The sequence below is a fragment of the Rhodococcus sp. DMF-1 genome (assembly GCF_021441945.1).
Lineage (GTDB): Bacteria > Actinomycetota > Actinomycetes > Mycobacteriales > Mycobacteriaceae > Rhodococcus > Rhodococcus ruber.
On record NZ_CP090442.1, the window covers coordinates 2,393,129 to 2,406,200 of the forward strand.

Here is a 13,072-nt window from a genome sequence, read left to right on the forward strand (position 1 = left end):
TCGGGCGGTTCCCCGATTGTCCCATCCTCATGCTCGCGGATACGGCCACGGATTGAACCTGCACGTCAGCCCGTCGCGGGGGACGACGCCCTCGGGGTCGAGCCCGGCGATGTCGTCGTTGGCCGTGCCGAACGACTGCTGCATCATGATCGGCGCCAAGCCTCCGTCGCTCCCGCACCCTTCGTGGGCGGCGAAGCCGATGGCGTGCCCGATCTCGTGGTTGATCAGGTACTGGCGGTAGGAGCCGATGTCCCCCTGAAACGCGACGGCGCCCCGCACCCAGCGGGGCTCGTTGAGCAGGACCCGGCCCACGCCGGGGTTGAAGCACGAGACCTCGAGTTCGATGTCGTACCCGCAGCCCTGCCGGATCGTCATCTGGGAGGTCAGCGACACCCGGAAGTCGGGCTCACCCTGATCGACGCGCCGGAATGCGAACGCCGGGTCCTGGATCCAGCTCTTCGGGTTGGCCAGGGTCTCGTCGACCATCCGCGCGAATGCGGCGTCGCCGCCGTAGCCGGTGGTGTCGACGCCGTCCTCGATCTCCACTGTGTAGGTGTAGACGCGGCCGGTGCCGACCTGATCGCCGGTCCCCGGCACGACCCGCCAGGTGCCGGTTCCGGCCGCCGTGAACGGCCCACCCTCCGGGAGCGCACCGGACGGCAGATCGGCGGGGAACGTGCCGTCGGCGACCGGCGCGGGCACACCCACCACGCCGCCGGATTCGGCTACCGCGTCCCCGGCCGCCGCGGGCTCGGGTCGATCGCCACCGGCGCGCAGGGCGTCCACCCCGACGATCACCGTGAGGATCGCGAGGACGGGAACGGCGTAGGCCCGCCATCCGTAGGTCGCGACGAAGCGCCCGAGCCGGCTCTGCCGGCGCACCCCGCGATCCGGGCGCGGCGGACGCGGGCGGGTGCTCTCCCCCGAAACGGGATCCCACTGGGCTCGCAGGGGCTGGTGGGAAGGGGCGCGGGTGCGGCGCCACTCGGACGGCCGGTCCTCGGGTGTCCGGTGCGGACTGCGCACCGGGCGGCGCGGTGTGTCCGCCACGTCGGCTCCTGCTCGCTCGGTCACGGCTGCCAGAATCTCACACGGTCGTCGCCGGACGTGCCGGGTCGCGAAGCGCGGCTCGCGACCGCCCCCGCGCCGCTGTGGCGCCGCGCACAGTAGCCCCTCGGCTGGGATACTCGTGGGTAGGGGTGCGCCGCACCTCGAGGGCCCCCGGCCTGTAACGTGCAGAGACGATTGCACGTCGTAGTGGTAGGTATCACTTCGACGAATATCTCGGATTGGGAGCGACATGACCGAACTCGCAGCCCGGACATCGTCCGGCCGCGCCACCAGCTCGGGCAACGGCACCGGCACTCGACGCGGCGCCCGGATGCCGCGGGACGAGCGCCGGGTCCAGCTCCTCGCTGCAGCCAGCGAAGTCTTCGTCACGCGCGGGTACCACGCGGCCGGCATGGACGAGATCGCCGAGTGCGCCGGGGTCAGCAAGCCGGTGCTGTACCAGCACTTCCCCGGCAAGCTCGAACTGTACTGCGCGGTACTGCAGAGCTATGTCGACAGCCTGATCTCCGGTGTCCGCCAGGCCCTGCGGTCGACCACCGACAACAGGCAGCGCGTCCGCGCTGCGGTGCAGGCGTTCTTCGACTTCGTCGACAACGACTCGCAGGGTTTCCGGCTCGTGTTCGAGTCGGATCTGATGGGCGAGCCGCAGGTGGCGAACCGCGTGGAGCAGGCCACCGAGGCGTGCGTCGACGCGGTGTTCGACCTGGTGAGCCACGACTCCGGGCTCGACCCGTACCGGGCGCGCATCCTGGCGGTCGGCCTCGTCGGCACCAGCCAGTTCACGGCCCGCTACTGGCTCGAGGCCGCCCGGCCGATCCCGAAGGAAGACGCCGTCGACACCACGGTCGCGCTCGCCTGGGGTGGTCTGTCGCACGTGCCGCTGCAGCCGGAGCTGCGCCGGCGATGAGCGACGGCGCCGACCGAGGTCGCGCCCGCAACGACGGAAGGGCCGGGGCAGTCGCCCCGGCCCTTCCGTCGTGATGCCGTCGTTCTAGCTCGCCGCGAACCCGACCTTGCGGATGTCGGCGGGGCCGATCTCGACGTAGGTGACCCGCGATGCCTGCACGATGAGCTTGCGGCCCTTCTCGTCGACGAGCGTCAGGACGCCGTCCTTGTCGCCGGCCAGGGCTTGCGTCACGAGCGACTCGACCTCGTCGGGCGTCTGCTCGCTGACCACGGTGAGCTCGCGGGGACTGTCCGCAACACCGATCTTGACCTCCACGGTCGACCTCCGAACTCTCAGGGCTCTACAGCTGTCCCCGCCCAGATTAGTGCAGTCCCAGCACTGCCATCCGGTCGGCGTGCTCGAGCTGCATCCGGTCGAACAACGCCGCGATGTCGGCGAGATCACCGGTAGCGGCGATCACCAGATCGGTGAGATCCTCCCGCTGGGCCATCACGTACTGGGCCTGGGTGATGGCCTCGCCCAGCAGCCGCCGCCCCCACAGCATCAGCCGGTCCTTGTCGGCGGCGCTGTGCCGCACCGCCTCGCGGACCTCGTGCACCACGAATTCCGAGTGCCCGGTCTCGGCGAGCACCTCTCGTACGACCTCGGCCACCTCGGGGGCGAGGGTACCGGCGATCTCGCGGTAGAAGTCGGCGGCGATGCCGTCGCCGACATATGCCTTGACCAGCGACTCGTGCCAGTTCGACGGGTTCGTGGACGCGTGGTAGGCGTCGAGGGCACGCCGGTAGGGCTCCATCGCCGCGTAGATTTCGACACCGCGCGCGGTCAGGGCGGCGTGCAGCGTCTCGAAGTGGCTCATCTCCGCCGCCGCCATGCTTGCGAACGCCACCCGCCCCTGCAGGCTCGGCGACATCCGCGCATCGTCGGCAAGGCGATAGAAGGCCGAGATCTCACCGTAGGCGAGCACCGCGAACAGCTCGGCGACGCCGGGATGGTCGGCCGGCACGCGCACCGGGGCGGCGGATGGACGGGACGGTGACGGTGACGTTTCGGCTCCCATGACGACACAGCGTAGTACCCGGCCGGCGACCGCGCGGCTCACGGCACTCGCACCCGGTACAATGGTTCCGGAAGGCCGCGCCTCGAGGCGCCGACCACCGGCCCCGCGGACTTCACCGATGATGTGCGCGCACCCGATCGCAGATCGCTGCCGCGCCTCGCAGAGCCCTACCGGCCGCTGAGGCGCAGGCCCGGTCGCCTCTCCACTCGTGCGTGCGTGCCGAGACCAGGAAGGCCAGACCCCTGAGCAAGATCACTGTCGACCACGAAGACGACGCCACCGAAACCACGGTGTCGGCCCAACTCGACGCCACCCACACCCCGCCCACGTTCGCCGAACTGGGCGTGCGGGACGAGATCGTCCGCGCTCTCGCCGAGATCGGCATCGAGCGCACCTTCGCCATCCAGGAGCTGACGCTCCCCCTCGCCCTCGCCGGCGACGACCTGATCGGACAGGCACGCACCGGCATGGGCAAGACCTTCGGGTTCGGTGTCCCGCTGCTGCACCGCCTCACCACCGCCGAGTCCGGCACCACCGCCCTCGACGGCACGCCCCGCGCGCTGGTGATCGTGCCGACGCGCGAGCTGTGCCTGCAGGTCACCCAGGACCTCGAGAACGCCGCCAAGTACCTCCCCGGCTCCACCGGTGCCCTGAAGATCTTGTCCGTCTACGGCGGACGTCCGTACGAAACGCAGGTCGACGTGCTGAAGAAGGGCGTCGACGTCGTCGTGGGGACCCCGGGCCGGCTGCTCGACCTCGCCAACCAGGGTCACCTGATCCTCGGCAAGATCGGCGTGCTGGTGATGGACGAGGCGGACGAGATGCTCGACCTCGGCTTCCTCCCGGACATCGAGCGCATCCTCGGCATGGTGCCCGACCGTCGCCAGACGATGCTGTTCTCGGCCACGATGCCCGGGCCGATCATCACGCTCGCCCGCACGTTCCTCACCCGCCCGACACACATCCGCGCCGAGGAACCGGAGTCCTCCGCGGTGCACGAGCGCACCAACCAGCTCGTCTACCGCGCGCACGCGCTCGACAAGGCGGAACTGGTGGCGCGCGTGCTGCAGGCCGAGGGTCGTGGCGCCACCATGATCTTCACCCGTACCAAGCGCACCGCGCAGAAGGTCGCCGACGAGCTCGCCGAGCGCGGCTTCGCCGTCGGGGCCGTGCACGGTGACCTGGGGCAGATCGCTCGTGAGAAGGCGCTGGACAAGTTCCGCAAGGGCAAGATCGACGTGCTGGTCGCCACGGACGTGGCCGCGCGCGGCATCGACATCGACGACGTCACCCATGTCGTGAACTACCAGTGCCCCGAGGACGAGAAGACCTACGTCCACCGCATCGGCCGCACCGGCCGGGCGGGGCGCACCGGTATCGCCGTCACCCTCGTCGACTGGGACGACATTCCGCGCTGGCAGCTCATCGACAAGGCCCTCGATCTGGGCATGCCCGATCCGGTCGAGACCTACTCGAGCTCGCCGCACCTGTTCGAGGAGCTGGGCATCCCCGACGGCACGACCGGAACCGTCCGCAAGACGCCGACCGAGCGGCCCGCCCGCGAGGAGGGCTCCGAGGATGCGGCACGACCCAAGCGCACCCGGGTCCGCCGGCGCACGCGCGGCGGCCGGCCGGAGACCGGCGGCGGCGAGCACTCCGGCACCGGTCCCGAGACGGCGGGCGCGAGTTCCGCCTCGGGGCAGAGCGAGGAGTCCGGGAGCGGAACAGCGCCCGCACGGCGGCGCCGTCGGCGGCGCCGCGGCGGTTCCGCCGCGACCGGCGACACCGTCGCGAACAGCGAAACGGTCACGGCTTCGGCTGCCCAGTAGCCGCTCGCGATGATCGCACCGGAGCGCAGAACCCGGGCGGATCTGATCGCAGCACTCGTGCTCGCCGTCGCGGTCGTCGCGGCGGCGAGCGTCGTCTGGTTGCGCTCGGATGCGCGTGGCACCGTGTCCGTCACGACCGACGCGGCACCGGAGCCGCCACCGTCCGCGACCGTCGTGCCGTCGACCCTGACGGAGGCGTGGCGCGCCCCCAGCGGCGCGACGTCCCGTCCGATCGCGGTCGGCGCCGTCGTGGTCACCGGGGACGGCGGCACCGTCACCGGCCGCGCCCTCGACTCGGGCGCCGAACTGTGGCGCTACGACCGCGACATACCGCTGTGCGGCGTGGTCGAGGACTGGCGCACCGCCGTCGCGGTCTACCGCGACCGGCGGGGATGCAGCCAGGTCACCCAGCTCGTTCCCGACTCGGGAATGCGCGGCGCGCAACGTTCGAGCGACGCCGACGACGCGGTGACCCTCACCGCTGCCGACACCCACGTGATCTCCCGGGGCGACACTCGTCTCGAACTGTGGCGGTCCGATCTCGTGCGGACACTCGAGTACGGACGCGTGGACGCGCCCGTCGTGCCGGGGGCCCAGCCCCGCAGCGGATGCACGCTGAACTCGGCCGCGGCGAGCAACAGCCGGCTTGCGGTGGTCGAACGCTGCCCCGGTGAGGAAGCCGACCGCCTGACGCTGCTCGAGACGACCCCCGAGGCCGATTCGCAGCCGGCGGAGATCGCCTCGTCGGTGCTACCGGAACTGGGACCGGACGACGGCGGTACGCGGGTCGTCGCGGTGACCGGCGAGCGCACGGTGCTGTATCTGCCGCCCACCGCGTCCTCCGGGCCCGTGCTCGCCGTGTACGACGCCGCGGGCACGGTCACCGCGCGGCACCCGCTGTCGGCCGCGGCGACACCGGAGGCGGTGTTCCCCGCGACGGCCCAGGGTTCGATCCTCACGTGGTGGTCGGGCACGCAGACCGTCGCCCTCGGCGGCGACGACCTGGTGCCGCAGTGGACGGTGCCGGGAACGACGGGCACCGGCAGTGCCATGGCCGGAGCGCTGCTGCTTCCGGTGCGCGACGCCCTCGCCGTGGTCGATCCGGCCACCGGGACGGAACGGCAGCGCATTCCGGTCGCGCGCGACGGGACCGGTGTCGTGAACGTCGCGGTCGCCGGGAATGCGGTGCTCGAGCAGCGGGGGCCGCAGGTCGTGGTGCTGCGGTGAGCCCGGCCGGGCCACCGGTCACGACGTGAAGGTGACCAGCTCCTTGCCGTCGCGCCAATGGGCGAGCAGGTTCTCGGCCAGCTCGCGGTAGGCCTCGGCGCCCTTGTTCTTCCGGCCGGCCAGCACCGAGGCTCCGGACGCCGACGCCTCCGCGAAGCGGACGGTGCGCGGGATCGGCGGCGCGAGCACCGGCATGTCGTACCGGTCGGCGACGTCGGCGAGCACGTCACGGCTGTGCGTCGTGCGGGCGTCGTAGAGGGTCGGCAGGGCACCGAGCAGCTCGAGGTCCGGGTTGGTGATCTGTTTGACCTCGGCGACGGTGCGCAGCAGCTGCCCGACGCCGCGGTGCGCGAGGGTCTCGCACTGCAGGGGCACGAGCACGGACTGCGCCGCGGTCAGGCCGTTGAGCGTGAGCACGCCCAGCGACGGCGGGCAGTCGATCACGACGACGTCGAAGCTGTCGAGCAGGGGCGCCAGCGCCCGGCGAAGGGTGAACTCGCGCCCCGGCCGCATCAGCAGCAGCGCCTCGGCGCCGGCGAGGTCGATCGTCGCGGGCAGCAACGTGAACCCCTCGCCGGTATCGAGCAGAACCTCCTTGGCCTCCGCCGCCCCCACCAGCACGTCGTGCACCGACCGTTCGAGCCGGTCGGGGTTGTGCCCGAGCGAGAACGTCAGGCAGCCCTGCGGGTCCAGGTCGACGACGAGCACCCGCTGCCCCAGCCCGGCCAGGGCGGCCGCCAGAGACGCGACGGTGGTCGTCTTCGCGACGCCACCCTTCTGATTTGCCACCGCAAGTACCGTTGTCACGGGTCGATCCTCGCTGAAAACTCGCCCGAACGCGAGAATCGACCGCGACATCCGCCCTCCGGCGGGTCGCCGAACCTCACGAAAGGCCCGATCGTGATCCGCCGCGCCCGTCCCGCCGACGTCGACGCTCTCACCGCCCTCGTCTACGAACTGGCCGAGTACGAGAAGGCTCGCCACGAGTGCACCGTCGTGCCCGAGCAGCTGCACACGGCGTTGTTCGGGGCCGATGCCGCCGCGTTCGCCCACGTGGCCGAGGACGCGCACGGAACGGTGGTGGGCATGGCGTTGTGGTTCCGCAACTTCTCCACCTGGGACGGGGTGCACGGCATCTATCTCGAGGACCTGTACGTCCGGCCCGAGCACCGGGGGCAGGGACACGGCCGCGCCCTGCTCGCGGCGCTGGCCCGCGAGTGCGTCGACCGCGGCTACAGCCGCCTGAGCTGGTCGGTGCTGGACTGGAACACGCCGTCGATCGGGTTCTACCGTTCGCTCGGCGCGGTCCCGCAGGACGGGTGGACCACCTTCCGTCTCAGCGGGCAGGCGCTCACCGCGCTCGGCGGGGGTCAGGCCGCGTCGTCGGCATCCGGCGCGTAGTCCTGGGCCAGCCAGCGCGTCGTCGGCGGGCTGAACAGCAGCACCAGCGCCGGCACCACGATCAGGGTCAACAGGATGCCGAGCACGACCTGGTGGGAATCGGTCAGCAGCGACCAGGCCACCGGCAGCAACAGCAGCTGCGCGACGATCGCCACGGCCCGTCCCCAGCGCTGTCCGCGTAACAGCGCGATCCCGGCCGCGAGCACGCCACCGAACAGGATTCCCAGCCACAGCGCGAGGCCGTAGCCGTTTCCGACCGTCTGGTCGTGCCCGCCCGTCAGCGCCCGGACCACGGACACCACAGCGAAACCGATCGCGATCACGCCTTCGAGGACGACGAGACCACCCGCCGCTCGAACGGTGGACGGGACGGTGCTGCGTGGCGACTCGGTGGACACCCGGCCAGCGTAGTGGACCCGTGCGAGACCACTTAGGCTGATGCTCCGTGCGCGCACTGCTGATCGTGAACCCCAACGCGACGACCACCACTCCGGCCGGTCGCGACCGGTTGGCCCGCGCGCTCGCCGATCGGGTCTCCCTCACCGTCGCCCACACCACCCATCGGGGACACGCCGCCGAACTGGCCCGCTCGGCGCACGCCGACGGAATGGACGTCGTCGTCGCGCACGGCGGCGACGGCACCGTCAACGAGATCGTCAACGGCCTGCTCGGTACCCCGTCCGAGCGGGTTGCCGACCCCACGCTCCCGCTGCTCGCGGTCGTCCCCGGCGGGTCGGCCAACGTCTTCGCCCGTTCGCTGGGTGTGGACGCCGATCCGGTGAAGGCGACCGCGCAACTGCTCGATCTGCTGGCCCGGCGCACGACCCGCCGGATCGGTCTCGGCCACTGCGACGGCCGGTGGTTCGTCTTCAATGCGGGGCTCGGACTCGACGCACAGGTGTGCGAGGCCGTCGACCTGAGCCGGCTGGGCGGGCGGAAGGTCACGACCGCCCGATACGTCGTGCATTCGATCACGCAGTTCTTCAAGTCCAAGGGTGCCGAGCCCGCGCTGACGCTGACGCTGCCCGGACGGCCACCGATCCCGGGCGTGTACTACGCGTTCGTCTCCAATTCGAGCCCGTGGACCTATCTGGACAAGCGCCCGGTGCACACCAATCCGGGCACCTCGTTCGACACCGGGCTCGGTGTCTTCGCGATGACGACGACGGCGGTGTTCGCAAGCTTGCGGGTGGTCCGCCAGTTGCTCGCGCGCCACGGGAATCCGAACTCCCGCCGCTTGGTGCGGGTCGACGACGTCGCACGGGTGCGAGCGGAATCGAGCCGGCCGATCGGCCTGCAGGTGGACGGGGACTACCTCGGTCTTCGCACCGAGGTGGAGTTCGTGTCGGTTCCGGCCGTGCTCGAGGTCGTGGCACCCACCCCGTCCGTGGAGTGACCCGGGTTACATTTTTGTGTTCCGCGGTGTACAAAGGAAGTTCGAGTCCCGGAACGGGCCACAGCCGGCGTGAGCTTCCCCACGGTCGTGTCGATTCCTATTGACTTCACGCTGGTTCGTGAAAGCATTCACAAGTAACCGCGCGGAAACACTTGCCGACGCACGCATGAACTTGCCACCACGATCAGCCGGTGCGACGAGCACTATCGAAGGAGAGTAGAAGCATGGACTGGCGCCACAAGGCCATCTGCCGCGACGAGGATCCCGAGCTGTTCTTCCCCGTCGGTAACAGCGGCCCGGCCCTCGCGCAGATCGCCGACGCCAAGCTCGTGTGCAACCGCTGCCCCGTCACCGCCGAGTGCCTCTCGTGGGCCCTCGAGTCCGGTCAGGACGCGGGCGTGTGGGGCGGCATGAGCGAGGACGAGCGTCGTGCCCTCAAGCGCCGCAACGCCCGCACCCGGGCGCGCTCCGCGGTCTGACACGGCCCACCGCCACAGATCTCCGGGAAGGCCCGGCACCGCTTCGGTGCCGGGCCTTCCTGCCTCCGCGGGCCTGGTTCCCGCCGGACTCCCCACCGGGGCTCAGCCGAGCGCCACCCGGCCCAGCGGAACCCGCAGCCGCGCATCCGTTCCCGTCGTCGCGCCCCGCTCGAGCCGCAACGTGCCGCCGAGTTCGGCGGCGACGAGCGTGCGGACGATCTGCAGGCCCAACCGGTCCGAGCTCTCGAGGTCGAATCCCTCCGGCAGTCCCTTGCCCTCGTCGTGGACCACCACGTCGAGCCAGCGGGCCGACCGCTCGGCCCGCAGCGTCACGGTGCCGGCCGCACCCGGATCGAAGGCATGCTCGACCGAGTTCTGCACGAGTTCGGTGAGCACCATCACCAGCGGTGTCGCCCGCTCGGCGGGGAATACCCCCAGGCTGCCCTCCCGGCGCACCCGGACCTGACTGCCCACGGCCGCGACGTCGACGACGATGGGGATCAGCCGGTCGACGACGTCGTCGAGATCGACCTCCTCGTCCACCGACATCGACAGCGCCTCGTGCACGAGCGCGATCGACGTCACCCGGCGCACCGCCTCGGCCAGCGCCTGCCGGGCCTCGGTGTTGCCGGTGCGTCGCGCCTGCAGCCGCAGCAGGGCCGCGACCGTCTGCAGGTTGTTCTTCACCCGGTGGTGGATCTCCCGGATCGTGGCATCCTTGCTCAGCAACGCCCGATCGCGCCGCTTGACCTCGGTGACGTCGCGGATGACCACCGCCGCACCCTCGAGCCGGCCGCCGGGCGCGAGCACCAGCGCACGCAGCAGCACGGTGGCCCCGCGTGCCTCGATCTCCATGGGCCGTCCCAGCTTGCCGCGCACCGCACCCCGCAGGTAGCTCTCGACGTCCTCGCTCTCGAACGGATCGGTCACCAGCGCGCGTGTCGTCTCGATCAGGTTCTGGCCGAGCAGGTCGGAGTTCAACCCCATCCGGTGGTAGGCGGACAGGGCATTCGGGCTCGCATACACCACCCGGCCGGACCGGTCGAGGCGGATGAAGCCGTCGCCCGCGCGGGGGCTCGACTTGGTGTCCGAACGCGATTCCGTGGTCGGGAAGGTGCCCTCGCAGATCATCGTGAACAGGGCGTCGGCGCACTCGAGGTACGCGGTCTCGAGGGCGCTCTTGGTGCGCCTGGCCACGGTGGCCGCGTCGCGGCTCAGAACGGCGATGACCTGCCCGTCCCAGCGGACCGGCACCGCCTGCCGGCGCAGCGGCGCGACGTGGCTGGGCCGCGCGTCCGCAGAGACGACCACTCCGGTCTCGAGGGCCCGCAACACGTGCGGGTGCTCCCGCTCGGACACCACCGAACCCACCATGTCCTCGGGCAGCACGGTCGATGCGGTGGTGGGGCGGCACTGCGCCACGCACACCACCCCACTCGGCTCGGCGCTCACCCACAACAGGACGTCCGCGAAGGACAGGTCCGCGAGCAACTGCCATTCGCCGACGACTCGCTGCAGGTGGTCGACCGCACCGCCCGGCAGGTCGGTGTGCTCGGCGAGAAGAGCGCTGAGGGTGGACACGGGCGGCACGTGCGGACTCAGGAGATGACCGCGATGAGGTCGCCCTGCTGCACGACGTCGCCGACGACCACGTCCAGTGAGGTCACGGTGCCCGACGTCTCGGCGAGCACCGGAATCTCCATCTTCATGGACTCCAGGATCACCAGCGTGTCGCCCTCGGCGACGACGTCCCCTTCCTGCACCACCACCTCGAACACGGTGGAGACCATCTCGGCGCGCACGTCTTCGGCCATCGGGCACCTCATTCCACGAAGAAGACGGTGGCCCTGCTTTCAGGGCCACCGGACCACACGTGAAACACTGTAATGAACCAGAAAGGAGATCGGACCATGGGTAAGCGAGGCCGCAAGAAGCGCAGTCGCAAGGGTAACGCCGCCAACCACGGCAAGCGTCCCAACGCCTGAGGCGCGCACACACGCGTGAGGGGGCCGGAAGCAGCTGCTTCCGGCCCCCTCACGCGTGTCGGGTGGTCAATCCCGGACGTCGGTGCGCGTCACGACGACGGTCCGCCGGATCTCGACCAGCAGCCGCTCCCGCAGGCCCTCCGGGGCGTGCTCGCCGCCGCACTTGCGGCTGAGCAGGGACTTGAGCTGGGATTCGAGCCCGTACGCCTCGAGGCAGGACCCGCAGTCGTCGAGATGGCGCTGCAGACGCTCACGCGACCGGTCGTCGCACTCGCTGTCGAGCAGCAGATAGACGTCCGCGATCACTGCGGAACAGTCGAGCTGATCGAAGTCGGCCGACTCGCTCACCTCGAGACCTCCTTGTTGTCCACACCGTGTCCGACAGCAGCGTCCACGGCCCCGCTCCGGTTGAATCCTCGCTCCCGCGCGACATCGGCCAGCAGGCCGCGCAGCTGCTTGCGGCCGCGGTGCAGCCGTGACATGACCGTGCCGATGGGCGTGCCCATGATCTCCGCGATCTCCTTGTACGGGAAACCCTCGACGTCGGCGTAGTACACCGCCATCCGGAACTCCTCGGGCAGCTCCTGCAACGCGGCCTTGATGTCGTCGTCGGGAAGCGCGTCGAGCGCCTCGACCTCGGCCGACCGCAGACCGGTGGAGCTGTGCTCGGCCGTCGCCGCCAGCTGCCAGTCGGTGATCTCCTCGGTGGGGTACTGAGCGGGCTGGCGCTGCTTCTTGCGGTAGGAGTTGATGTAGGTGTTCGTCAGGATGCGGTACAGCCACGCCTTGAGATTGGTCCCCTCCTTGAAGGAGGAGAAGGCGGAGAACGCCTTGATATACGTCTCCTGAACCAGATCCTCCGCGTCCGCGGGGTTGCGGGTCATCCGCAGCGCCGCGCCGTAGAGCTGATCGAGCAGGGGCAGTGCATCCCGCTCGAACCGTTCGGCCAGTTCCGTACCAGACTCCTCGACCACACCGATCCCTTCACTTGCCGTATCCGTGAAGGCTACCGGCCGGGACGGGCACAGCACAGGCACGCGGCACTCCTCGCTCTCGGTCACCGGCCACGCCGATCGTGGCGGCCACCCGGAATCAACACGACAGGGTGGGTGCTTGTTCCCTACATTGACGCGCATGGCCTCGACCTCCACTCCCGCGACCACGCTGCTGACACGCGAGAAAGTCACCCACCGCGTCCACGAGTACCCGCACGACCCGCGAGCCGGCTCGTTCGGTTCCGAGGCCGTCGAGCTCCTCGGGCAGCGGCTCGGGGTGGCCCCCGCCCAGATCTTCAAGACCCTCGTGATCAAGCTCTCCGACGGCAAGCTCGCGGTGGCCGTGATCCCGGTCCCGGCGACGCTGTCGCTGAAGGCGGCCGCGGCCGCCCTCGGGGGCGGCAAGGCGGTCATGGCCGAACGCAGCGACGCCGAACGCGCCACCGGCTACGTCCTCGGGGGAATCTCACCGCTGGGTCAGCGCAGCCGGCTGCGCACCGCCGTCGACGCCTCCGCGCACCAGTGGGACCGGGTCCTGTGCAGCGCCGGACGCCGCGGCCTCGAGATCGAACTCGCCCCGGCGGACCTGGTGCGGCTCACGGGAGCAGTGGTGGCGCCGATCACCGCCGGGGCCTGATGCGGGGGCGCCCGGGAGGTGCCGCGCCGACCACCCGCGCCGCGGACCGCACCCGACCGCGGGGTGTGGCACGTGGCCGTCGGCT

Annotated in this window: 17 protein-coding genes; 8 read left to right on the forward strand and 9 right to left on the reverse strand. The window is 70.7% G+C overall.

Annotated features, from left to right (window positions below; genetic code table 11):
* Nucleotides 1-27: 27 nt before the first annotated feature.
* Nucleotides 28-1,026 carry a DUF3152 domain-containing protein gene (locus LZP97_RS11020; RefSeq protein ID WP_372446902.1) on the reverse strand — a complete coding sequence of 333 codons (999 nt, stop codon included), beginning with the start codon at nt 1,024-1,026 and terminating at the stop codon, nt 28-30.
* Between the two features lie 274 nt (nt 1,027-1,300).
* Between LZP97_RS11020 and LZP97_RS11025 the strand changes: the two genes are divergently transcribed.
* Nucleotides 1,301-1,978, forward strand: a complete 678-nt coding sequence (locus tag LZP97_RS11025; protein ID WP_017679558.1) for a TetR/AcrR family transcriptional regulator — start codon at nt 1,301-1,303, stop codon at nt 1,976-1,978.
* 84 nt (nt 1,979-2,062) lie between these two features.
* Here LZP97_RS11025 and LZP97_RS11030 read toward each other — a convergent pair whose 3' ends face one another.
* Together LZP97_RS11030 and LZP97_RS11035 are read right to left on the reverse strand one after the other, a co-directional pair.
* Entirely contained in the window at nt 2,063-2,293 is a 231-nt protein-coding gene (locus LZP97_RS11030; protein WP_003939138.1) for a DUF3107 domain-containing protein, read from the reverse strand.
* Nucleotides 2,294-2,339: 46 nt separating this feature from the next.
* Entirely contained in the window at nt 2,340-3,038 is a 699-nt protein-coding gene (locus LZP97_RS11035) for a ferritin-like fold-containing protein (protein WP_026137492.1), read from the reverse strand.
* Between the two features lie 212 nt (nt 3,039-3,250).
* Between LZP97_RS11035 and LZP97_RS11040 the strand changes: the two genes are divergently transcribed.
* Nucleotides 3,251-4,867, forward strand: a complete 1,617-nt coding sequence (locus tag LZP97_RS11040; protein WP_010594721.1) for a DEAD/DEAH box helicase — start codon at nt 3,251-3,253, stop codon at nt 4,865-4,867.
* A gap of 9 nt (nt 4,868-4,876) precedes the next feature.
* Nucleotides 4,877-6,094 carry an Rv3212 family protein gene (locus LZP97_RS11045; protein WP_040272468.1) on the forward strand — a complete coding sequence of 406 codons (1,218 nt, stop codon included), beginning with the start codon at nt 4,877-4,879 and terminating at the stop codon, nt 6,092-6,094.
* Nucleotides 6,095-6,112: 18 nt separating this feature from the next.
* Here the strand turns inward: LZP97_RS11045 and LZP97_RS11050 are convergent, their stop codons facing one another.
* Nucleotides 6,113-6,901: a ParA family protein gene (locus LZP97_RS11050; RefSeq protein ID WP_040272466.1), complete on the reverse strand. Its 789-nt coding sequence runs from the start codon at nt 6,899-6,901 to the stop codon at nt 6,113-6,115.
* Between the two features lie 93 nt (nt 6,902-6,994).
* On the opposite strand from LZP97_RS11050, the gene LZP97_RS11055 reads away from it, so the two are divergent.
* Nucleotides 6,995-7,495, forward strand: coding sequence for a GNAT family N-acetyltransferase (locus tag LZP97_RS11055; RefSeq protein WP_040272464.1), 501 nt, complete (start codon nt 6,995-6,997; stop codon nt 7,493-7,495).
* Here LZP97_RS11055 and LZP97_RS11060 read toward each other — a convergent pair.
* Nucleotides 7,465-7,893: a hypothetical protein gene (locus LZP97_RS11060; RefSeq protein WP_010594725.1), complete on the reverse strand. Its 429-nt coding sequence runs from the start codon at nt 7,891-7,893 to the stop codon at nt 7,465-7,467. The genes LZP97_RS11055 and LZP97_RS11060 overlap by 31 nt on opposite strands.
* A gap of 47 nt (nt 7,894-7,940) precedes the next feature.
* On the opposite strand from LZP97_RS11060, the gene LZP97_RS11065 reads away from it, so the two are divergent.
* Nucleotides 7,941-8,891, forward strand: coding sequence for a diacylglycerol/lipid kinase family protein (locus LZP97_RS11065; RefSeq protein WP_010594726.1), 951 nt, complete (start codon nt 7,941-7,943; stop codon nt 8,889-8,891).
* A 224-nt stretch (nt 8,892-9,115) separates the two neighbouring features.
* Complete coding sequence (locus LZP97_RS11070) at nt 9,116-9,370, forward strand: WhiB family transcriptional regulator (protein WP_003939130.1); 255 nt, start codon at nt 9,116-9,118, stop codon at nt 9,368-9,370.
* Nucleotides 9,371-9,472: 102 nt separating this feature from the next.
* Here LZP97_RS11070 and LZP97_RS11075 read toward each other — a convergent pair whose 3' ends face one another.
* Both LZP97_RS11075 and LZP97_RS11080 read right to left on the reverse strand, forming a co-directional pair.
* Nucleotides 9,473-10,951 (reverse strand): sensor histidine kinase, encoded by a 1,479-nt coding sequence (locus tag LZP97_RS11075; protein WP_017679563.1) that lies wholly within the window; start codon nt 10,949-10,951, stop codon nt 9,473-9,475.
* Between the two features lie 17 nt (nt 10,952-10,968).
* A complete protein-coding gene (locus LZP97_RS11080) occupies nt 10,969-11,184 on the reverse strand; it encodes a biotin/lipoyl-binding carrier protein (protein ID WP_003939128.1) in 216 nt (71 codons plus the stop codon).
* 96 nt (nt 11,185-11,280) lie between these two features.
* Here LZP97_RS11080 and LZP97_RS27470 point away from each other — a divergent pair, with 96 nt between their 5' ends.
* Complete coding sequence (locus LZP97_RS27470) at nt 11,281-11,355, forward strand: 50S ribosomal protein bL37 (protein WP_022597109.1); 75 nt, start codon at nt 11,281-11,283, stop codon at nt 11,353-11,355.
* 66 nt (nt 11,356-11,421) lie between these two features.
* On the opposite strand, the gene rsrA is transcribed toward LZP97_RS27470, so the two are convergent.
* Entirely contained in the window at nt 11,422-11,703 is a 282-nt protein-coding gene (gene rsrA / locus LZP97_RS11085) for a mycothiol system anti-sigma-R factor (protein ID WP_010594728.1), read from the reverse strand.
* The gene (locus tag LZP97_RS11090) at nt 11,700-12,329 is read right to left on the reverse strand and encodes a sigma-70 family RNA polymerase sigma factor (protein ID WP_010594729.1); all 630 of its coding nucleotides are present in this window, start codon (nt 12,327-12,329) and stop codon (nt 11,700-11,702) included. Before LZP97_RS11090 ends, rsrA begins: the two co-directional genes overlap by 4 nt.
* A 160-nt stretch (nt 12,330-12,489) precedes the next feature.
* On the opposite strand from LZP97_RS11090, the gene ybaK reads away from it, so the two are divergent.
* Nucleotides 12,490-12,987: a Cys-tRNA(Pro) deacylase gene (gene ybaK / locus LZP97_RS11095; protein WP_010594730.1), complete on the forward strand. Its 498-nt coding sequence runs from the start codon at nt 12,490-12,492 to the stop codon at nt 12,985-12,987.
* Nucleotides 12,988-13,072: the final 85 nt, after the last annotated feature.

Excerpts from the sequence above, each read along its gene's own strand:
- LZP97_RS11025 (WP_017679558.1), top strand. The coding sequence starts at position 1,301 with ATGACCGAACTCGCAGCCCGGACATCGTCCGGCCGCGCCACCAGCTCG.
- LZP97_RS11080 (WP_003939128.1), bottom strand. The coding sequence starts at position 11,184 with ATGGCCGAAGACGTGCGCGCCGAGATGGTCTCCACCGTGTTCGAGGTG.
- LZP97_RS11045 (WP_040272468.1), top strand. The coding sequence starts at position 4,877 with ATGATCGCACCGGAGCGCAGAACCCGGGCGGATCTGATCGCAGCACTC.
- LZP97_RS11070 (WP_003939130.1), top strand. The coding sequence starts at position 9,116 with ATGGACTGGCGCCACAAGGCCATCTGCCGCGACGAGGATCCCGAGCTG.
- LZP97_RS11035 (WP_026137492.1), bottom strand. The coding sequence starts at position 3,038 with ATGGGAGCCGAAACGTCACCGTCACCGTCCCGTCCATCCGCCGCCCCG.
- ybaK (WP_010594730.1), top strand. The coding sequence starts at position 12,490 with ATGGCCTCGACCTCCACTCCCGCGACCACGCTGCTGACACGCGAGAAA.